This is a genomic window from Brevibacillus migulae, from assembly GCF_004521915.1.
GTDB classification, from domain to species: Bacteria; Bacillota; Bacilli; order Brevibacillales; family Brevibacillaceae; genus Brevibacillus_F; species Brevibacillus_F migulae.
On sequence record NZ_SDKD01000001.1, the window covers coordinates 129513 to 149475 of the forward strand.

The 19963-nt window shown below is 51.2% G+C and carries 17 protein-coding genes; 11 read left to right on the plus strand and 6 right to left on the minus strand.

Annotated elements, in window-relative coordinates; all coding sequences use genetic code 11:
- The first annotated feature begins 44 nt into the window (after positions 1-44).
- Positions 45-1346 (plus strand): aminotransferase class I/II-fold pyridoxal phosphate-dependent enzyme, encoded by a 1302-nt coding sequence (locus tag EIZ37_RS00655; RefSeq protein WP_134682624.1) that lies wholly within the window; start codon positions 45-47, stop codon positions 1344-1346.
- 431 nt (positions 1347-1777) lie between these two features.
- Positions 1778-2464, plus strand: coding sequence for an L-ribulose-5-phosphate 4-epimerase (araD, locus tag EIZ37_RS00660; protein ID WP_134682625.1), 687 nt, complete (start codon positions 1778-1780; stop codon positions 2462-2464).
- Positions 2465-2527: 63 nt separating this feature from the next.
- Here the strand turns inward: araD and EIZ37_RS00665 are convergent, their stop codons facing one another.
- Genes EIZ37_RS00665 through EIZ37_RS00675 form a run of 3 tightly spaced genes read right to left on the minus strand, consistent with a single transcriptional unit; the run spans position 2528 to position 6902 of the window.
- Entirely contained in the window at positions 2528-3505 is a 978-nt protein-coding gene (locus tag EIZ37_RS00665; protein WP_235827842.1) for a sugar ABC transporter substrate-binding protein, read from the minus strand.
- On the minus strand, positions 3506-5095 hold the full coding sequence (locus EIZ37_RS00670) for a response regulator (RefSeq protein ID WP_134682626.1): 1590 nt from the start codon (positions 5093-5095) through the stop codon (positions 3506-3508).
- Between the two features lie 16 nt (positions 5096-5111).
- Complete coding sequence (locus EIZ37_RS00675) at positions 5112-6902, minus strand: sensor histidine kinase (protein ID WP_134682627.1); 1791 nt, start codon at positions 6900-6902, stop codon at positions 5112-5114.
- Between the two features lie 277 nt (positions 6903-7179).
- Here EIZ37_RS00675 and EIZ37_RS00680 point away from each other — a divergent pair, with 277 nt between their 5' ends.
- From EIZ37_RS00680 to EIZ37_RS00720, 9 genes are all read left to right on the plus strand, one after another.
- Positions 7180-8226, plus strand: coding sequence for an ABC transporter substrate-binding protein (locus EIZ37_RS00680; RefSeq protein WP_167568566.1), 1047 nt, complete (start codon positions 7180-7182; stop codon positions 8224-8226).
- A 91-nt stretch (positions 8227-8317) separates the two neighbouring features.
- On the plus strand, positions 8318-9826 hold the full coding sequence (locus tag EIZ37_RS00685) for a sugar ABC transporter ATP-binding protein (RefSeq protein ID WP_167568568.1): 1509 nt from the start codon (positions 8318-8320) through the stop codon (positions 9824-9826).
- 4 nt (positions 9827-9830) lie between these two features.
- Complete coding sequence (locus tag EIZ37_RS00690) at positions 9831-10868, plus strand: ABC transporter permease (RefSeq protein WP_235827843.1); 1038 nt, start codon at positions 9831-9833, stop codon at positions 10866-10868.
- A complete protein-coding gene (gene yjfF / locus EIZ37_RS00695) occupies positions 10861-11823 on the plus strand; it encodes a galactofuranose ABC transporter, permease protein YjfF (protein WP_134682628.1) in 963 nt (320 codons plus the stop codon). Before EIZ37_RS00690 ends, yjfF begins: the two co-directional genes overlap by 8 nt.
- Positions 11824-11844: 21 nt before the next feature.
- The gene (locus EIZ37_RS00700) at positions 11845-12912 is read left to right on the plus strand and encodes an ABC transporter substrate-binding protein (RefSeq protein WP_134682629.1); all 1068 of its coding nucleotides are present in this window, start codon (positions 11845-11847) and stop codon (positions 12910-12912) included.
- 125 nt (positions 12913-13037) lie between these two features.
- Positions 13038-13511 (plus strand): hypothetical protein, encoded by a 474-nt coding sequence (locus EIZ37_RS00705; protein ID WP_134682630.1) that lies wholly within the window; start codon positions 13038-13040, stop codon positions 13509-13511.
- Positions 13508-14029 carry a hypothetical protein gene (locus EIZ37_RS00710; RefSeq protein WP_134682631.1) on the plus strand — a complete coding sequence of 174 codons (522 nt, stop codon included), beginning with the start codon at positions 13508-13510 and terminating at the stop codon, positions 14027-14029. Before EIZ37_RS00705 ends, EIZ37_RS00710 begins: the two co-directional genes overlap by 4 nt.
- Positions 14030-14173: 144 nt before the next feature.
- Positions 14174-15994 carry a WG repeat-containing protein gene (locus EIZ37_RS00715; RefSeq protein WP_134682632.1) on the plus strand — a complete coding sequence of 607 codons (1821 nt, stop codon included), beginning with the start codon at positions 14174-14176 and terminating at the stop codon, positions 15992-15994.
- Positions 15995-16198: 204 nt separating this feature from the next.
- The gene (locus EIZ37_RS00720; RefSeq protein ID WP_134682633.1) at positions 16199-17824 is read left to right on the plus strand and encodes a peptide ABC transporter substrate-binding protein; all 1626 of its coding nucleotides are present in this window, start codon (positions 16199-16201) and stop codon (positions 17822-17824) included.
- On the opposite strand, the gene EIZ37_RS00725 is transcribed toward EIZ37_RS00720, so the two are convergent.
- The 3 genes from EIZ37_RS00725 to EIZ37_RS00735 all read right to left on the minus strand — a co-directional run bounded on the left by EIZ37_RS00725 (position 17825) and on the right by EIZ37_RS00735 (position 19846).
- Entirely contained in the window at positions 17825-18316 is a 492-nt protein-coding gene (locus tag EIZ37_RS00725; RefSeq protein ID WP_134682634.1) for a methylated-DNA--[protein]-cysteine S-methyltransferase, read from the minus strand.
- Positions 18313-18888: a bifunctional transcriptional activator/DNA repair enzyme AdaA gene (locus tag EIZ37_RS00730; RefSeq protein ID WP_134682635.1), complete on the minus strand. Its 576-nt coding sequence runs from the start codon at positions 18886-18888 to the stop codon at positions 18313-18315. Before EIZ37_RS00730 ends, EIZ37_RS00725 begins: the two co-directional genes overlap by 4 nt.
- 88 nt (positions 18889-18976) lie before the next feature.
- Positions 18977-19846 carry an effector binding domain-containing protein gene (locus tag EIZ37_RS00735; RefSeq protein WP_134682636.1) on the minus strand — a complete coding sequence of 290 codons (870 nt, stop codon included), beginning with the start codon at positions 19844-19846 and terminating at the stop codon, positions 18977-18979.
- Between the last annotated feature and the right edge of the window lie 117 nt (positions 19847-19963).

A 19963-nucleotide genomic window follows, 5' to 3' on the forward strand; every position in this document is an offset into this window, starting at 1 on the left:
ACAAGGATATTTTCATTTTCATATTCATGAGGGAGGCAACAAGCATGAGTGGCTTCAAAGCTTTATCTGAAGGCGAGCTAAACGCGCTGCATTCGCAATTGCAGGATAAATATGACGCGTACAAACAGCAAAAGCTCTCCCTGGATATGTCCAGAGGAAAGCCTTCGCCGGAGCAGCTGGATTTGTCCATGGGAATGCTGGATGTCGTGAACTCGGCAGACAGTGTGAAGTCTGAGGATGGTACGGATCTGCGAAATTACGGGGGGCTTGATGGAATCCCTGAGGCGAAGCAGTTCTTTGCCGATATGCTGGAGGTATCTCCGAAAGAAATCATTGTTGGCGGAAATGCCAGCCTTTCGATCATGTACGATACGATTGCACGGGCGATGTTTCATGGGGTGTATGGCAGCGAAACACCATGGGGCAAACTTCCCAAAGTGAAATTTTTGGCGCCAAGCCCGGGCTATGACCGCCATTTTGCGATTTGCGAGCACTTTGGGATCGAAATGATCACCATCGACATGCTGGATGACGGACCAGATATGGATGCGGTTGAGCAGCTCGTAGCCGAAGACGAATCCATCAAAGGGATCTGGTGCGTTCCGAAATACAGCAATCCCGACGGCATTACATACTCCGATGAGGTAGTCGACAGACTGGCGAAGATGAATACAAAGGCCAAAGACTTCCGCATTTTCTGGGATAACGCCTATGTGGTTCACCATCTGACGGACAAACCGGACGAGCTGAAAAATATCATGACCGCCTGCAAAGAAGCGGGACATCCGGATCGTGTCTTCATTTTCAGCTCTACTTCCAAAGTCAGCTTTGCAGGAGCAGGTGTAGGCGTGATGGCAGCCAGCGAAGCGAACCTGCAGTTCATCCGGAAGTCGCTTTCCGTACAGACGATTGGTGCGGACAAGATCAATCAGCTGCGCCATGTCCGCTTCTTTAAGGATATGGATACGCTCAAAGCGCATATGGAAAAGCATGCGGCTATCTTGAAGCCAAAATTTGATATCGTCCTGGATATTCTCGAAGCCGAACTGGGCGACAAGCAGATCGCCACCTGGAAGAAGCCGAATGGCGGATATTTCATCAGCTTGAACACCTTGGACGGCTGCGCCAAGGAAGTTGTCAAAATGGCGAAGGAAGCAGGAGTGACCTTGACCGGTGCAGGTGCAACCTTCCCATACGGCGTGGATCCTCGCGATCGCAATATCCGGATTGCGCCTTCTTACCCGCCCATTGCAGAGCTGAAGAAGGCAATCGAAGTTTTATGTGTCTGCGTGCAGCTGGTCAGTGTGAAAAAGCTGCTGGGGGAAAAGGCTGCGAGTCAAGTATAGAAGATGCGTTAAGAGCGGAAACGTACCGAATGTATTTCGGTGCGTTTTTTTTACGGGGATAGGAAAAAATGGAAACATTTCTGGATTCGCTAACGAAATGAAAAAGCGGGTGGAAGGAGGATCGCCATCGGCGAAAGAACTGTTAACCCGTAATTTGGCCTATTCACCGCGGCGTTGGGATATCGATGGTAAACAATTGTCATGAGCACAATCTTCTGGTGGGCTAATGCCAGAAGATTTTTTTATGGAGTGAAAGTAGGGTTTTTCTTTCTGCATCACAGAAAGCGGCGGAAATCAAAATTAGCTGCTGAATTACAAGCCTTTAAAAGATTGCGCTGAAGTCACCAAATAAGTATGGCAGGACATGTACGAACAAGTATATAATTATCTTAACTTGTACGTACAATTATGGAGTAAGGGAGAGGGGAACCTTGCTGGAGCAATTAAAAAGGGAAGTGCTTGAAGCGAATCTTGATTTACCGAAGCATAAAATGGTGACGTTTACATGGGGGAACGTCAGCGGGATCGATCGGGAGCGGGGATTGATCGTGATTAAACCGAGTGGAGTCCCGTATGAGAAGCTGAAGCTCGAGGATCTGGTCGTGTTGGACTTGGACGGCAATAAAGTCGAAGGAGAGCTGAAGCCATCTTCAGACACCCCGACACATCTTTGTCTGTACAAAGCGTTTCCGCACATTGGCGGGATCGTGCATACGCATTCGCCTTGGGCGACAGCGTGGGCGCAGGCGGGGAGAGGGATCCCGGCTTGGGGCACGACTCATGCCGACTATTTTTACGGAGAGGTACCGTGCACGCGACCGATGCGAGATGAGGAGATTAACGGAGCCTATGAGTTGAATACGGGGCATGTCATTGTCGAAACCTTCAAGCAGCTGGATCCGATGCAAATGCCTGGGGTGCTGGTGCACAGTCATGCGCCGTTTACCTGGGGAAAAAGCGCCCACGATGCGGTCCACAATGCGGTCGTCCTGGAGGAGGTTGCCAAGATTGCTTCCTGCACATACGCGCTTCGTCCAGGGTTGGAAGCGATCAATCAGACCTTGCTGGATCGCCATTTCTTGAGAAAGCACGGTGCCAATGCCTATTACGGGCAATAAAAAAACGAGAGGCTGTGGCCGTCACGCGTAAGCAAACTGCGAGCGGCACAGCCTCTTTCGATTTTAGTGAAGAATTTTGTGCTTGTCGGAGATTTCGGTTACTCCGGTGTCCATGAAGAGAGGGAGGTTTGTACCGGCGGAGGCTTTTACCAGGCTGTCGATGATCATGCTGCCCCATTCCTTCTCATTTTGCGAAATGACGGTGGTCAGCTGTCCATTCACCATCGCTTCCTGCATTTCCGGGGTCATGCCAAAGGCAATGGCGTATCGGCTCAACCCCTTTGCCTTCCAGACGAGGACTGAGGCAGAGCCGGAGACAAAATCCATAGCCACAAAAGCGTCAAAATGAGGATGCTGATCGATCATGTCCTCCAGCGCGGCAAGCGCCCGGCTGTCCTTTCCTTCGTTGTACCGAACCTCCAGCACTTGCACCTGTGTGTGCTCCTCCAAGTACTTCAGCATTCCGTCGAGACGCTCTTGAACACTCAGCATGCTGCTGAGTCCTGATTCGACCAGGACCATCCCCCTGCCTCCCAGCTGCTTTTCAATGGATGTACCGATCAGTTCGCCAGCCTTGCGATTATCTGTCCCGATGAAGGAGAGGCGATTGCTTTCAGGCGAGTCCGATTCAAAGCAAATGACCGGAATGCCGTTATCCATGGCTTTATTAATGACCGGAGCCAATGCTTTCGGATCGATGGGATCAATCGCAATGCCGTCTACTTTTTGCTTGATCATCGTCTCCATCATCCAGATTTGCTGCTCAATGTTGGCTTCATCAGGGGCCTTGACGATCAAGCGAATCTGCCGAGAGCGGGCGGATGCTTCCGCGACTTGCGTAATCGTCTCATAAAACGGATGGGCCATCGGATAAATGATTCCAAACGTATGGGAGATCTGATCAGCATGCTTGCCTGGCTGAGCCGCAGGGCCGGACGAAGGCGGAAGTCTGACCGGACTTCCGCAAGCGACCGTGACCAAGGAGATCAGTAAGAAGAGAAGGAAAAGCGTGTGTTGGAAATTGGGACGGTGCGGGTACAATTACATTCGCTCTCCTTCCGTTTTGCCGGTGAGTGCTTGGCTGCCCATACGGCGAAATTCCTTCGGGGTCATGCCCGTCATCTTTTTGAACAGGTTAGAAAAATAATGGGCATCGTTGTATCCGACTTGAAACGCGATTTCATAGGATTTCGCCCGGGTGGTCTGCAAAAGCTCCATGGCTTTGCGGATGCGGGTCTGCGTCAAGCATTCGATAAAGGTGTGCCCGGTCTCCTGACTGAATATCTTGCTCAGATGGCTGGGACTCACGCGGACATGCTCCGCTGCATCCTGGAGGGACAATCGGTCGTTGGCATAGTTCTCCTGGATGAATCGTTTTACCTTGTCAATCAGATCCCCGTATTTCCCGGTGGCTTCTGTGCGCCACAGCCAAAAGCGCTCCAGCAGATTCTTCAAATAGTGCTGGCTTTGCTCCGTGCTGTGGATGCTCTGGATCTGTTTTTGCAGCTCCTCTGTAAGCTCTTTTGTTTGGAGAGGTAACCGCAGCGTTTCCTTTGCCATGCGCAAGGTTTCCAGCGTCAATTCGTTCAGCAGGTAATAGCCGTAAAAAGAAGCCGACCAGTTCAAAGTCTTCAGGCCAGCGCAAAACTCTTGAAGAAAGACGTCAGTCTGGGCAGGGGTGCCGATTTTTAAAAACTCAACGAATTTGCTGCGATCGACGATGATCTGGCTTTCCTGTGCGCCGTCAACCGGTTCCCACCATAGCCGACGGTTTTGCGCGGAAAGCTTGCGAATGTTGTTGTCCTCCTCGGCTTCGACAAAAGAGGTGTGGATATTCTGCAACCGTTCCTGAACACGGCCCACTCCTGCTGTCAATGCGCAGGGCAGCTCTTTTTCGAGCGCGGGCAGCAATGACTGCTTCAGCAGAACCAATTTTTCCTGCAGCTGATCAGGTGAGTCACTCTTGAAAATGTAGACGATTTGGGTGCGGCTTCGCTTGAAGGAATAGTGGTCGGCAAGCTGTGACAGCTTCTCGTCAAGCATCACTTCCGCTTTGGCGAAGAGGGACGGCTCTGTTTTCAACGACGGATCCAGGGAACTCATCTCGAAAATAGCGACAGCATAGCAGCGGGCGGTCAGCTGCAATGAGAATGCAGCGGAATAGGAGATGGCATCCGCCGTCGACAGCAAGCCGCTGCATAAATCGCTAAACAGCTTCTCACGCGTGTAATGGCTGCGGTGGCGCTGCCGCTTTTCCTGATCGATTTTATCGCTGACAGAACGCAGCAGCTCGATGAGATCGGAAGCGCTGACAGGTTTGAGGCAATATTCGGTGACACCCAAGCGCAACGCTGTGCGGGCATAGGAAAATTCGTCATGGCCGCTCAAAATGATGATTTTGGTCTCCGGCCAGCGTTCACGCACGATCGCGGATAGCTCCAACCCGTTCATAAACGGCATTTTAATATCGGTGATCAGGATATCGGGCAGCCATTCCTCGAGCAGCGGCAGGGCCATTTCTCCATCAGAGGCGTCTCCGCAATACAAAAAGCCTTCCTTTTTCCAGTCTACACAGTCCCGGATGTTTTCCCGGATAATGATTTCGTCGTCGACCAGCATCACTTTCTTCATGATCACGTGCTACCTCCTATCGCTTTGGAATGCGGATCGTCACGCGGGTCCCGACCTGCTCCTCACTGTCGACCTCCAGGCCATATTGCGGGCCAAAATACAGACGGAGGCGGTGATGAACGTTGGACAGTCCGAAGCCGAAGTCGGTGTCATCGGCGAGGTGGTGGTTCTCCCGCATGATGTCCAGATACGATCGTACCTCTGCCAATCGGGCCTCGCTCATCCCGATGCCGTTATCCTCGACGGTCAATATCAGTGAATCCGCAGTGTCCTCATATCCGCTGATTTGGATCAGGCCTTTGCCGCGTTTGTTTTTGATTCCGTGATACAAAGCATTTTCGACCAGAGGCTGGAGCGTCATTTTCAGGATCGGGTAGGATTGAATGGCATCTGCTACCTCGATGCGGTAATCGAGGATGTCGCGATAGCGCATCTGCTGGATGACCAAATAGCTTTGCACATGCTCCAATTCGGTTTTAATCGAAATCCAGTCGCGGCCTTTATTCAAGCTGATGCGGAAAAACTGGGACAGGGCTTTGACGAGCTGTATGACCGGCTCCTTTTTGCCGGCCTCCGCCATCCAGACAATCGATTCCAAGGTGTTATACAGGAAGTGAGGGTTGATCTGGGCTTGCAGTGTCCGCAGCTCGGCTTTTTGAATCTGTTCTTGCTCCCGGATGCTTTGCTCCAGCAGCGCCTTGATCTTTGCCAGCATGATGTTGAAGCTGATGCCGAGATCCGCGATTTCATCGTTGCCGCTCGGCTTGACCTTTGCTTCGAGGTTGCCGGCTGCGGCCAGTCGCATCTTGTTTTTCAGCAGGCGAATCGGACGCGTTAACCGGGCGGTAATAAAAAAGTACAGGGTGATGGTAAAGATAATGCTGAGCGCCACGCTGAAAATGATCAGCTGGCGGATTTTATTGGCATCCTCCACGATTTCCTGCAGCGGGGCGATACCGATGATTTTCCATCCGGTCGCCTGGGAGGTGGTATAGACGACAAATTGCGGTTTGCCTACGGATGTGTGAACGAAACTGCCATGCTGCGCGCTTTGTTCGATGATGCTCTTGAAGGCTGGAACGGCTTTACTCTGTTGCGCCGTGGGCCGGAAAATCGGGCTGCCATTTTGATCCACTACATAAAAGTAGCCGGTCTTGCCAATCGCGACATTGTCGATAAAATGCTCCACGACGGAATCGTCCAGATCAATCGTCATGAAGCCGATGACCTCATGGGTGATGCGCTGCTTGACAGCGGCGATAATCGTGATCACATTCTGCTGCGGGTAGGAAAAGCCGTCGAGCCGATCCCAGACGGAGGCATCGGTCGGCGGAACATTCAGAATGGCGTCCGGATGATCCATCAAATAGAGAAAATGCGGATTGCGCAGCGGGTTATGCTCCAGCTGGAAGACCCCTTTGCGCTCACTGATCCCTTTTCCATACAAATTGGTCATGGAGATGTTCAGGACGCTGTCGTACTTGTACGTCTGCCGGTACAAATCAAACGTCCGCAAAATTTCTTTCGCATCCCCGTAGGTTTCACTCTGGGAGTACAAAAAGTGCAGGACTTGCGGATTCTTTCCGAGTTCGAGCAATTTTCCCGTATCCTGAAACAAGATATCGACGTTTCGCGCCAACTGATCGGCCACCAGCAGCGTGGCCGCTTTATTGTGTCCGGAAATGGTATTGTAGGACTTTTGATAGGAGACGAGCCCTACCGCGATCAACGGGATCGAGGTCAGGATGACAAACATCGTCAGAAGCTTGGTGCGCAAGCTAGAGGATATCCATTGGAACAGCTTCATGGTCGTGCGCCCTTTCCTTACAGCGTAGGAATCTTCTGTAAACGAAAATATTCTCCTTCAATATAGCAAAAAGTTGCGAAGCGTAGCGAAAGAATTGAAAGCGCATTCAAAAATCTGCAACTTTTGCACAAAAAATTATAAAAACCGGATGGGAAAGTAGCGAAATACATAAAAATTCCAACTTAATCCACAAGGGACTCTGTATGAACCAAAATGTAAGCGCTTTATAATTGGCTACACCAAGAGATATTGGTAAATAAGGGGAGGGAATTCATTGATGAAAAAGGCAGGAAAATGGGGGGCATTGCTTGCGTTGACGGGAATGATGCTGGTAGCGGCAGGCTGTGGCAATTCTGCTAGTCCGGCTGCGAATTCGAGCCAACCGGCAGCGTCGACGCCAGCGCCAGCAGCCAACAACAGCTCGGGCGGTTCCGGGGCGGCAGAGAAAAAAATCACGCTCGGCTTTGCACAGGTAGGGGCAGAAAGCGGCTGGCGGACGGCTAACACCAAATCCGTCCAGGAATCCGCGGCAGCAGCCGGGATTGATCTGAAGTTCTCAGACGCGCAGCAAAAACAGGAAAACCAGATTAAAGCTATCCGCTCGTATATTCAGCAAAAAGTAGATGTGATTGCGTTCTCGCCGGTGGTGGAATCCGGTTGGGATACGGTGCTCAAAGAAGCGAAGGACGCGGGCATTCCCGTCATTTTGACCGACCGCGCTGTCGATTCCAAAGATACGTCGCTGTATGTGACCTTCCTTGGCTCCGACTTTGTGGAGGAAGGACGCAAAGCGGGGCAATGGATGCTTGATCAGTTCAAGGATGCCACGGAGGACGTGAATATCGTCGAGCTCCAGGGAACAACCGGTTCCGCTCCGGCTAACGACCGCAAAGCTGGCTTCCAGGAAGTCATCCAGAGCAATCCGAAGCTGAAAATCATCGCTTCGCAAACAGGCGACTTTACGCGGGCGAAAGGAAAAGAAGTCATGCAAGCCTTTTTGAAGGCGCATAAAGACATCGATGTGCTGTACGCGCACAACGACGACATGGCGCTCGGCGCGATCCAGGCGATTGAAGCAGCAGGTCTGAAACCAGGAGTGGACATCAAAATCATCTCCGTCGATGCTGTGAAGGATGGGATGCAGGCTGCCAGCGAAGGCAAGATCAACTTCATCGTGGAATGCAATCCGCTGCTTGGGCCACAGCTGATGGAGATTGTCAAAAACGTGGTCGATGGCAAGCAAGTGGAGAAGCGGATTGTAACAAAAGAGGGAACGTTTACTTCTGAGCAAGCGAAAGAAGCGCTTCCGACCCGTCAATATTAGACCAGCATTTTCCAGGAAATAAGCCACTCCAATCGGGAGCTAGCAAAGGAGTGGCTTTTTCCTCATGGTCAATTAGAAAGGAGAGCGGATCATGTTGAACGAGCGCCAGCCGATTCTGCAAATGCGCAGGATTCATAAGCATTTTCCCGGAGTCAAAGCGTTAAGCGGTGTCGATTTTCGCCTGTTCCCGGGGGAGGTTCACGCTTTGATGGGGGAAAACGGTGCGGGCAAATCCACACTGATCAAGGTACTGACCGGCGTGTATTCGATTGATGAAGGTCATGTCGAGCTGGAGGGACAAGAGCTGATCGTGCGCAGCCCGCTCGAGGCGCAGGCGGCAGGGATCAGCACGGTATACCAGGAGGTCAACCTGTGCCCCAATCTGAGCGTGGCGGAAAACATTTTTATCGGGCGTGAACCGCGCAGACTGGGCAGGATCCTGTGGAAGGAAATGAATCAAAAGGCAGCGGATTTGCTGCAGGAGCGATTGCAGCTGCATATCGACGTCACACAGCCATTGGACACCTATTCGGTGGCTGTTCAGCAATTGGTGGCAATTGCCAGAGCGCTGAATATTTCCGCCAAAGTGCTCATCCTCGACGAACCGACCTCCAGCCTGGATCGCAACGAGGTAGAGCAGCTTTTTCGGATCATGAACAACCTGAAAAAAGAAGGGCTGTCCATATTATTCGTCACGCATTTCTTGGATCAGGTCTATGAAATTTCGGATCGGATCACCATCCTGCGCAACGGAGAGTTTGTCGGAGAGTACATGGCCCAGGAGCTTCCGCGGATCGAGCTGGTGGCGAAGATGATCGGCAAGGACCTTCGCTTGCTCGAGGAACTGCCCACACTGGCGGAAGGAGAAGGCAGCGCAGCGAAAGAGGTCATGCTCGAAGCATCGGGGCTTGGGAAAAAGGGAGCCATCGAGCCGTTCGATTTGTCCATTCATCGCGGGGAGGTTGTAGGTCTGGCGGGGCTGCTCGGTTCCGGCAGGACTGAGATCGCGCGTTTGCTGTTTGCCGCGGACCGTCCCGATCAAGGCACGCTGCTCGCTGAAGGCGAAGGGGTTGCCACGCCAAGACAGGCTATCACGCAGGGGATTGCGTTTTGTTCGGAAAACCGCAAGACAGAGGGCATTATCGGGGATCTGTCGGTCAGGGAAAACATCATATTGGCATTGCAGGCGACACGCGGCTGGTACCAGACCATCTCCCGCAAGCGGCAGGAAGAGATTGCCGACGAGTACATCCGCATGCTGAACATCCATCCCAATGATCCGGAGCAGCTCATTAAAAATCTGAGCGGAGGCAATCAGCAGAAGGTCCTATTGGCACGCTGGCTGTTGACTGAGCCGAAGCTGCTGATCCTGGATGAACCGACCCGGGGTATCGACATCGGGGCCAAGGCCGAGATTCAGAAGCTGGTGCTGACGTTGTCCCAAAAGGGCATGTCGGTCCTGTTCATCTCCTCCGAGCTCGAGGAAGTGCTTCGCGTCAGCAATCGCGTGGCCGTACTGCGCGACAGGCGCAAGGTGACGGAGATCGCCGACAAAGAGCTGAATCAGCAGAACGTCATGCAAGCGATCGCGGGAGGGTGAGGACATGAATGGCTTGATGAAGCACCATCTATTCTGGCCGCTAGTCGTATTGGCGGCGCTTTTGTTATTCAATTTGCTCTATTCGCCGGATTTCTTTCAGCTGGTGATGAGGGACGGACATCTGTACGGCAGCTTGATCGACATCCTCAACTTTGGCTCGCCGCTTATCTTGGTGGCCATCGGCATGACACTGGTCATCGCGACAAAGGGCATTGATTTGTCCGTCGGTTCGGTGGTCGCCATCTCGGGAGCCATGGCTTGCCTGACGATCAGCGAGGGGGCGGATCAGCAAGCGGGGGGATTGGTGCTGACCGCTGTCGGGATGTCTCTTGGCTTGTCCCTTGTGCTCGGTCTGTGGAACGGCTTTCTTGTAGCAGGAGCCGGAATCCAGCCGATCATTGCCACCTTGATCCTGATGGTGGCGGGGAGGGGAATCGCCCAGCTGATTACGGGCGGACAAATTATTACGGTAACGAGTCCAGCGTATGAGTATATTGGTGCGGGATCGTTGTTTGCCTTGCCTTTTTCCATCTTTATTGTCATAGCGATGTACATCGCAGCGCTGCTTCTGACGAGAAAGACAGCGCTTGGCCTGTTCATCGAGTCGGTAGGCTGCAATCCGAAGGCCAGCCGCCTGGCGGGGATTCGCTCCGGTCTGGTCACCGTCGCAGTATACATGTTTTGCGGCCTGTGTGCCGGGATTGCCGGCCTTATCCTCAGCTCGAATGTGTCCAGTGCCGACGGGAACAACGCAGGTCTCTGGTATGAGCTTGATGCGATTCTCGCTGTGGTGATCGGCGGGACCTCGCTGAATGGCGGACGGTTTTATCTGACCGGAACGTTAGTAGGTGCACTCATCATTCAGACGCTGACGACGACCATTTACATGATCGGCGTATCTCCGGAAATCACGCTGGTGGTCAAAGCGTTTGTCGTCCTGGCTGTCTGCCTGATCCAATCGGAATCGTTCCGCAAAAAGCTGGTGCACCGTTGGAAGACGCGGCGTTATCCGGCTGAACGGGAGGTGACGCGACATGTTTAGCCGCAAATATTTCTCGATTTTGGTTACTTGCGCATTATTTGCTTTGATGTTCGCGGTCGGATCGTATCTGTACACGGGATTTTTCTCGCTGCAGGTTATCTTGAACCTGTTGATCGACAATGCCTTTTTGCTGATTACGGCTGTAGGCATGACGTTTGTGATCATCTCCGGCGGCATTGATTTGTCAGTAGGCTCGGTGATCGCGCTGACGACGATGATTTCCGCGACGCTTGTCCAGGAGCATGGCTGGTCGCCGATGGCTGTGATTCCGCTTGTGCTCCTCATGGGGGCGGCATTTGGCTGGGGAATGGGTGCGATCATTCATTACTTTCAGATCCAGCCGTTTATTGTGACGCTGGCAGGGATGTTTCTGGCACGCGGACTCTGCTATGTCATCAGCATCGATACCATCACGATCGACAATGCCTTCTACACGGCGGTTGCTCAGACCAAGATCGACTTGCCCGGCGGAAGCTATGTGTCCATTAACGTTGTGATTGCCCTGATCGTGGTCGCCCTGGCAGTTTATCTGGCCCATTACACACGTTTTGGCCGAAACGTTTACGCGATCGGGGGAAGTGAGCAATCGGCGCTCCTGATGGGGCTGCCTGTTGCCCAGACAAAAATCGGCGTGTACACGCTGAGCGGATTCTGCTCGGCCCTGGCCGGCGTGGTGTTCACGTTTTACATGCTGTCGGGGTACGGACTGCATGCGGTCGGCATGGAGCTGGATACGATTGCGGCGGTGGTGATCGGCGGCACCTTGCTGACAGGCGGCGTCGGATATGTAATGGGCACCTTTTTTGGCGTATTGATCCAAGGGGTCATCCAAACTATAATTAGCTTCGAAGGAACGCTGAGCTCATGGTGGACAAAGATCGTCATTGGTTTGCTCCTGTTCATGTTCATCCTGCTGCAAAGAGTGCTGAGTACAAGACGTTCCATGCAACCATGACGTTGCATTGCGGAGGGAAAGATGGATACCCACAACGTTCGAAAATGGTTTCTGTGTGTCTATATACCGCTTTTGCTACTCGTATTGACGGGCTGCAGCGAGGCGAGTCCGCCCCCATCCATCTCCACCTTGCAGGCTCAGCCACCTGAAACGACCGTCACTCAGGCACCCGCCGCAGCTGAAGCGGAACCGGGGGAGCCCCATGCGCGGAAAATCGTTCTCGGCTTTTCCCAGCTGGGCTCGGAAAGCGATTGGCGGATTGCGAATACGCGCTCGATTCAGGAAGCGGCACAGGTGGCGGGAATCACGCTGCTGTTTTCCAATGCCGAGCAGTCACAGGAAAAACAATTTGAAGCCATACGCTCGTTCGTCCGGCAAAAGGTAGACGTCATCGCGATTGCCCCGGTGATTCAGTCCGGATGGGAGCCGATTTTAAAAGAAGTGAAGCAGGCGGGGATACCCGTGATCATCATGGATCGGTCCATCGACGTGAAAGACACCTCCTTATATGTCAGCTTCATCGGTTCTGACTTTTATGAAGAAGGAGTCAAAGCCGCGAAATACTTGTTGGATAAAATGCGTGAGACCTCGGGCCCTATCGCGATTGCCGAGCTGCAGGGAACCGTCGGATCGGCCCCATCAGTCGATCGGGGCAAGGGCTTCCGGGAGACGATCAAGGCACGGGAGGATTTGCAGATCGTCTACAGTGCCCCTGCGGATTTTACAGTGGAGAAGGGCAAGGCGGTCATGAAAACCTTTTTGCAAGATCCGGGCAAGCGTCCCCAGGTGCTCTTCGCTCACAATGACGACATGGCCTTGGGCGCGATCGAGGTGATCGAGGAGGCGGGCCTCTCCCCTGGCAAAGATATCATCATCATTTCGGTCGATGGTACGCGCAAGGCATTTGAAAAGATGGTGGAGGGCAAAATTAATTGTGTCGTGGAATGCAACCCTTTGCTGGGACCGTTACTGATGCAAGCCACAAAAGAGATTATGGAGGGGCGGACCTTGCCCAAGCGGATCATGTCGCCGGAGAGTGTGTATACGCAGGTGATGGCGGCAAAAGAAGTGGAAAACCGAAAATATTGAGTGCTAAAAAGCTGTTTATGGTTGATCGATGCGCGATCAATGATGAACAGCTTTTTTCATGGTTGGAACATATTTCGGCTGAAGGGGGGAAACTATTGTAATAAGAAGGTAAGCAGGGGGAAATCATGGTTATTACGGTCATTTGGGGTGCAGCTCTCTTTTTACTCTTATCTTTTGCCGTCACCAAGCGGGGGCTACATCTATTTGAAGGAATCATCATATGGGTGTTTCTCCTTTTTATTGAAAACAACGTATTATGGCTGGTCTGTATGAATGCCAAGCTTATTGAAATGACCAAACAAGAATTGGATTTTGTTGCCCTGGATGCGCTGCGCAGTGTGATCGTTCCGCTGTTGACCATCCTGTTTCTTGAAAAGGTATCGATCCGCGAGAGGAAAAGCGGGCAAGTACGCGATTGGATCGGAATTGTTTTCCTGCTCTTCGGGATTGAATACGCTGCGGATTTTTTGGGCCTGCTTCAGCATATTAGCACATGGCAATGGTGGTGGTCTTTCTCGTGGTGGGCAGCTTTTGTCCTGCTTTCCTATGCCATGCATCGATTAATCAGGCGGATCGCGAAAAAGGATGTGAGAATTTGAAGCTGTATCTGCCCCAGCAATTCGACGGGAATGAATCGTTTTGTCTGATCTTGCTAGGCATCACTGCGGTAATAACCTTTATGCTGCCGCCACGCTTTCCCATGATCGTAGCCACTGCCTTTTTTTCTATCGGGCTTGGAATAGCCATGTATGTGGATTTCCATTTGGGAATCCCCCCCATTGATCTCTATCGGATCAATGATAGGGACCAATATGAGTTGTTTGACCTCATCCTTTTCATCACCTACAGTGCTTATTCGTATATCTATGTTTATTTTTTGGATAAATGGAAGCTGCGAGGGATGTCCATTTCTCTGTATGTATTGGCATGGACTTTTGCGGGAATTGTTTTGGAAGCATTTGCTGTGCACTTTCATGTCTACACGTACAAAGGGTGGAGCCTCGCGTATTCTTTTCTTTTTTACATTGCTGCACTGATGGTAACGCTTTACATTTACTTTCTGATGAAAAGAACTTATCAACAGACCAAACGAGATTCAAGCAAGGACTGGACGTGATGCAACTGCGGACGCGTCTTGATCGTGCGCATACATGATTGAAGTCACTGGATGCCAAGGCATGAAGTGGCTTTTTTGGTGCTTTTCCCGTATTACAGGTATGTAATAAGATAGAAACAGAAGATTGCCGAAGGAGGCGCATGCATGCGCAAAATAGTTGGAGGTATAATTGCCCTTTTCCTGATGATCACGGTTTCGCTGGGGGCACCGGCGTGGTCGGGAGCACAGGCAGCATCGTCAGAAGATTTATATCCTTTCGTCCAGACAGATGGCGCTGGGAACTTGACATGGGGGTATCTCGATGAAACCGGCAACACCGTGATTTCGCCCATCTATCAGTCTGTCGAAAAGTTTGACGAACAAGGCTTGGCGGTTGTGTCCATCAAAGGGAACAGCGAGTATGTATACGGACTGATCAATCGGTCAGGTGCTTACGTCGTGAAACCGGAGTACGACTCGATCCGTCCATACACCAAGAAGCTTTATCTGGCGAGCCAGGGAGAAAATGCGGTCCTGCTCAATTCGCAAGGAAACATCGTCCATCGATTCGCAAACAGTTCCATACATGAACCTGCGGAAGGGCTGGCCGTCTTTTCCCAAAACGATCGCTACGGCTATCTGGATGAAACGGGAAGCATCGTGGTTCAGCCGCAGTACCGATATGCAGAAGCGTTTTCGGAAGGCATCGGTGTCGTGACGCTCACCAATGGAAGCTATGCACTCATTGACAGCAAGGGCAAGCTGATCCGAGAGCTGCCCTTTACAGACGAGGCTATCTCATTGGGGGCCTATCACGAGGGATTGGCTGCTTTCTATGATAAGAAGTCATCGTTATACGGGTATATCGACAAGCAAGGAAAGGTTGTCATCCCGGCCAAGTATCGTTATGCTTCTTCGTTTGAGCATGGGCTCGCCAGCGTCAATGTCGACCCGGAAGGCTATCAGGAGCAGCTTGGTTTGATTACGCCTAAAGGCGAGTATGTCGTAAAGCCAGACTATGCGGTCATCAGCTATGTGAACAATGGTCTGTGGGCGGTTGGCAAAGGCGACGAGGCGATTGACATTCCGCTCCACTATACGGCGAAATACGCGCTCGTCAACCAGCAAGGACAATTTCTCACTGATTTTATCTATGACGAAATCGCCCCTTTTGAGGGACAGTATGCATCTGTGCAGGAGGGACTGCACACCTATTTGATTGATCAGAGTGGAAAAAAGGCAGCGAATCTGCCGGTACTGGACGGCGTTGGAACGATCGCGTTGCAAGGAGAACTGCTTGAGGCCACGATCGATAACCGCCTGCGCTATGTAAAGCGGGATGGAACGAACGTCTGGCAAGAGAAACGCGACAAAGAGCTGCAGCCGGGATTGTTCGTACGCGAGAAAAAAGTAAGGCCGCATCCCAACTATTTGGCGTACTATGCGGTGGTAGAGGGGCTTGCCAATAAACAGGTCGAGCAGTCGATTAACAATCGCCTGACTCATGAAGTGTCATCGGCTGAGTCCTTCCCTGTGGAAGTGAGCGAGTATGATTTTAACGTGGCCAGCTACCAACAGAATCTTCTTGTCATTCACAATAGCGGCTATATTTACCCGCTTGGTGCAGCACATGGGATGCCGTCCTCGGAATATGCGCATATCGATCTGAAAACCGGGCAGTTTTATCAATTAAAGGATCTGTTTAAACCGGGAAGCGGCTATGAGCAGAAGCTGAATGAGCTAATCCTGTCACAAATGCGCAAGGATGCGGAAGAGCTGGGCATTTTTCCGGATGCCGCAGAGCAATTTACCGGGATTCGTGCGGATCAAGATTTCTATATCGAAAACGATGCGTTGAACATTTATTTTTATCCGTATGACATCGGGCCCTATGCGGCAGGTTTTATCACTTTCCAGATTCCATTTACGGATATACAAGAATTGATTGATCAGAACGGAGCATTTTGGAAGGCGTTTCATGAATAGAGCGAATTACGTATGCGATTGCCCGATGGCTGAAACACAGTCATTGGGTTTTTCTTTTGTAGAGGTGGTTGTTATCGATCAGGGAAATTTAAAACAGTCCGACGGGGAAGTCGATTTGTAGCAATTATCCAAGCAAACCAAATTTTGCAAATGTCCAGCATTTGAGATAAAATCAAAATTGGCAAAAATTGGGGGAGGTAACCTATGAACAAACAAATGAGACTTACACTTAGTACCGTTTTGATCACATCCTGCATAGTGCCAATGGGAGCGGCTGCAGCGGATAGTCAATCACCTGCTTCCTCAGCGGTTCAGACACAGCCTAGCAGCAAGCAGTCCCTTCGTATTAATCTGCATTCGGAAGTTCCTACTGTCGATCCTGCTATTACGGAAGATCAATTATCTGCGGCGATCGTACGAGCAACATTTGACGGCCTGATGCGGACAGGAACGGATGGGAAGTTGAAGCAGTCCGTCGCGGAAAAGGTGCAGGTGTCCAGCGACTTGAAGACCTATACCTTTACTTTGCGTAATTCCCAGTGGAGCAACGGAGAACCTGTAACGGCCCATGATTTTGAATATGCCTGGAAGCGCGCACTCGATCCGCGAACCGCATCAAACTATGCCTTTATGCTCTATTATGTGAAAAATGCGGAAAAGGCGAATAAAGGGGAAGCAAAGCTGGATGAAGTCGGGGTAAAAGCGCTCAGCGACAAAGTGCTGCAGGTTACTCTGGAGGGACCCACTCCATTTTTTCTGGAACTGACGACGTTTCCGATCTATTATCCTGTCAATAAAAAAGTGGCTGAGTCCAATCCGAAATGGGCAGCCGAAGCCGATACGCATGTTGGAAACGGTCCTTTTCAACTAAAAGAGTGGAAGCACAAGGAAAGTCTTGTGCTGGAAAAGACTCAAGGATATTGGGACAAGGATGCAGTGAAGCTGGAACGCATAGAAGCCACCATGTATGAGGATGAGAATGAAGAGCTTGCCTTATTTCAAAAAGGGGAGCTTGACTGGGCAGGACAGCCACTGTCCGATCTACCTGAAAATCAGATCTCAACGTTAAAACAGCAAGGCATCTTGCATACACAGCCAATTGCCGGCGTCTATTGGTATAAATTCAACACCGAGCAAGCTCCTTTCCAAAATGTGAAAATCCGCAAAGCATTTGCCTATGCGCTGGATCGAAAAGCACTGCTGAAAGAGACCAGCCGCGAACAAATGCTTCCGGCTTATGGGGTCATCTCACCGTCAATGGCACCAGATGCCAAGTCATACTTGCCCGAAGAAGGGAAAGAGTCCGCCAAGAAACTGCTGGCTGAAGGGATGAAAGAACTTGGCATCACCGAACTTCCTCGCATAACGCTCTATTACAATACCAGTGAAGCCCACAAAGCGATGGCCAAGGCAGTTCAAAAACAGTGGAAAGAAGTGCTAGGGGTACGCGTAAAACTGGAAAACGTCGAATGGAAAGTTTTTCTCGACAAGATGCATAACGGTGATTACCAGGTTGCGCGGATGGGGTGGTTAAGTGATTTCAACGATCCGATTAATACACTGGAATTGTTTCAAACAAAGGAAGCCAGCAACAACGATACCAATTGGGAAAATGCCGAGTACCGCAAGCTGTTGGAGCAATCGTTTCAGGAAAGCAGTCCAGAGAAACGGAAGCAGCTACTGGCTAAAGCAGAGAGCATCCTGATGGACGAGATGCCCGTGATGCCCCTCTACTTTTATACCAGTGCGTACCTGAAAAAGGAAAACGTCAAGGGCGTTGTCATCGACGGTCTGGGCTATGTCGATTGGAAATGGACAAGCAAAGAGTAGTCAATCAAACGCCATCTTTTTTTCATGCTCCAGCAGCCATTCTTTACGCCAAAGCCCCCACGCATATCCATGGAGCGATTCGTCGCTGCCGATCACGCGGTGGCAGGGGATGAAGAGGGCGAAACGGTTTTTGCCGGTGGCGGTGCCGGCTGCGCGGATCGCCCGATCATTGCCGATGGATGCCGCCAATGATCGATACGTGATGGTTTGACCAAAAGGGATATCCGCAATGGCTTGCCATACTCCTTGTTGAAAGGGTGTGCCGGAGAAGGCGAGCGGGATCGCAAACGCCTTTCGCTCTCCGCGAAAATATTCGTCGAGCTGTTGGATGCAAGCGGTGCTCACATGGTCAGGGGGGAGGACAGCGGTGTCGGGCGCTGGAGTCCTCCCCATCTCCTCATCCAGGAAACGAACAGAAGTCACCGCATCTCCTGTACCGCACAGTTCGATCCGCCCAATCGGGGATTCATAATACGCCAACCAATCATTCATACGTGTTCGACTCCATGTTCATGAGGATGCTTTTTCATCTGCCTGTATGCAGAGGGGGAGCATCCGATTTCTTTTTGAAAGACGCTGGAAAAATAAGCGCTGTTGCGAAAGCCGATGCGGAAGGCGATCGCGGTGATGCTTTCATCCGTCTGCCTTAGCATGCTTTTGGCTTTCTCTAAACGCAGCAGGGTAAGATACCTGTTTGGGGAAACCTTTTTGATTCTCGTAAAGCATTTTTGCAAGTAGAAGGGACTGACGAACAGTTTTTCCGCCATCTCCGTCAGGGTAAGTGACTCATGGGCATGTTCATGAATCAGCTGAGTCACGCCTTCTACCAGCTCTTCCTCGGGAGAACGGAAAGCGATTTCTTCCGGCCGACATCGTTTGCAAGGACGAAGGCCCGTTGCTTTTGCTTCGGCAGGGCTGGCAAAGATCCTGACATTTTCCTGTTTGGGTGTTTTGGACTTGCAGGAAGGCTTGCAAAAGATGCCCGTGGTGATCAGCCCATAGTAAAACAATCCATCATACGCAGCATCACAGTCTACAATCGCTTGCCACATTTCTTCATTCATGTGCAGCCCTCCTTCTCCTATCTGTAGTATACTCACTCTTTGCAAACAGCGAAACAGGTTGGGAATGGGAGAGCAAGATTCCAAAAGTCTATTGGATCGGAATGTAGATTTTCATGCGCATGTCGTGGGGGAAGCGGGAACCCAGCACATCGGTCACTTCGAAATCAGGGCCTTCTCTTCTCTCGTAATTCGACTGCGGCAGCCACGTTCCATAGATATACTTCCAGATATTCTGGGTCCCATCTGCTTGCCCGTTGACCGTAAATATGGCGTATTTTCCCGCTGGCAATTCCATCTGGACGAATCCTTCCTCCAATTGCTCAACATGCTGATGCACTTCCTCGCCCACCACAAAAGAAAAGTCACCGTTGTCCTGAAAGTTGCAGCTGATGCCGTACGAGAAAGCCGGCTTTGCCTTATGGGGAATGCGCAGAAAAAACTCGTTGCTTCCAAAATGGTGATAGAAGCCGGGAATTTCTTGAAAGTACTTGTCGTTGTTCAGGTTGGTCTTGTACTCGTAGCCGATGATCAGCAGCTTTTCCAATTCGGCAATAACAGGTTTGTCCATAGTCATCTCTCCTGTCTTCCATGTTTCATGATCCAAGAAATCGATCTTGGACTGGGGATGAATCGTTGCATGGGTCTTGCGGTATTTCGCTGGTGTCAGCCCAAAGCAGCTGGTGAAGGCGCGGGTAAAGGCTTCTTGGGAGCCATACTGAAAAGCCAGGGCGATCTCGAGGATGTTGCCGTCGCTTTCTTTTAACAGCTTCGCAGCCTCCGTGAGTCTTCGTTTGCGGATATATTCGTGGACGGAAAAGCCGGAAATCAGCTGGAACAGCCGCTGAAAGTGGAAAGCGGAAAAGCATGCTTCTGCAGCAATGTCGGTAATGAGCAGCTCCTCCTGCAGATGCGCCTCGATGAACTCAATCGCCTGTTGAATCCGTTTGTAATGGTTCATGGTCGTTGCTTCCTTTTTTTGGCTTATGGTTTCTACTATTCATACTACTCGATTTGGAATCGGTTTTTTTGATTTTCTGTGCGATTTTGGAAAAAAAGGAAAAGAAAAAAGACAACC

What these genes read in the sequence shown, in the direction of transcription:
- EIZ37_RS00655 (WP_134682624.1), top strand. Translation starts at nt 45, where the DNA reads ATGAGTGGCTTCAAAGCTTTATCTGAAGGCGAGCTAAACGCGCTGCAT.
- EIZ37_RS00670 (WP_134682626.1), bottom strand. Translation starts at nt 5,095, where the DNA reads ATGAAGAAAGTGATGCTGGTCGACGACGAAATCATTATCCGGGAAAAC.
- EIZ37_RS00675 (WP_134682627.1), bottom strand. Translation starts at nt 6,902, where the DNA reads ATGAAGCTGTTCCAATGGATATCCTCTAGCTTGCGCACCAAGCTTCTG.
- EIZ37_RS00680 (WP_167568566.1), top strand. Translation starts at nt 7,180, where the DNA reads ATGAAAAAGGCAGGAAAATGGGGGGCATTGCTTGCGTTGACGGGAATG.
- EIZ37_RS00685 (WP_167568568.1), top strand. Translation starts at nt 8,318, where the DNA reads ATGTTGAACGAGCGCCAGCCGATTCTGCAAATGCGCAGGATTCATAAG.
- EIZ37_RS00690 (WP_235827843.1), top strand. Translation starts at nt 9,831, where the DNA reads ATGAATGGCTTGATGAAGCACCATCTATTCTGGCCGCTAGTCGTATTG.
- yjfF (WP_134682628.1), top strand. Translation starts at nt 10,861, where the DNA reads ATGTTTAGCCGCAAATATTTCTCGATTTTGGTTACTTGCGCATTATTT.
- EIZ37_RS00700 (WP_134682629.1), top strand. Translation starts at nt 11,845, where the DNA reads ATGGATACCCACAACGTTCGAAAATGGTTTCTGTGTGTCTATATACCG.
- EIZ37_RS00705 (WP_134682630.1), top strand. Translation starts at nt 13,038, where the DNA reads ATGGTTATTACGGTCATTTGGGGTGCAGCTCTCTTTTTACTCTTATCT.
- EIZ37_RS00715 (WP_134682632.1), top strand. Translation starts at nt 14,174, where the DNA reads ATGCGCAAAATAGTTGGAGGTATAATTGCCCTTTTCCTGATGATCACG.
- EIZ37_RS00720 (WP_134682633.1), top strand. Translation starts at nt 16,199, where the DNA reads ATGAACAAACAAATGAGACTTACACTTAGTACCGTTTTGATCACATCC.
- EIZ37_RS00725 (WP_134682634.1), bottom strand. Translation starts at nt 18,316, where the DNA reads ATGAATGATTGGTTGGCGTATTATGAATCCCCGATTGGGCGGATCGAA.
- EIZ37_RS00730 (WP_134682635.1), bottom strand. Translation starts at nt 18,888, where the DNA reads ATGAATGAAGAAATGTGGCAAGCGATTGTAGACTGTGATGCTGCGTAT.
- EIZ37_RS00735 (WP_134682636.1), bottom strand. Translation starts at nt 19,846, where the DNA reads ATGAACCATTACAAACGGATTCAACAGGCGATTGAGTTCATCGAGGCG.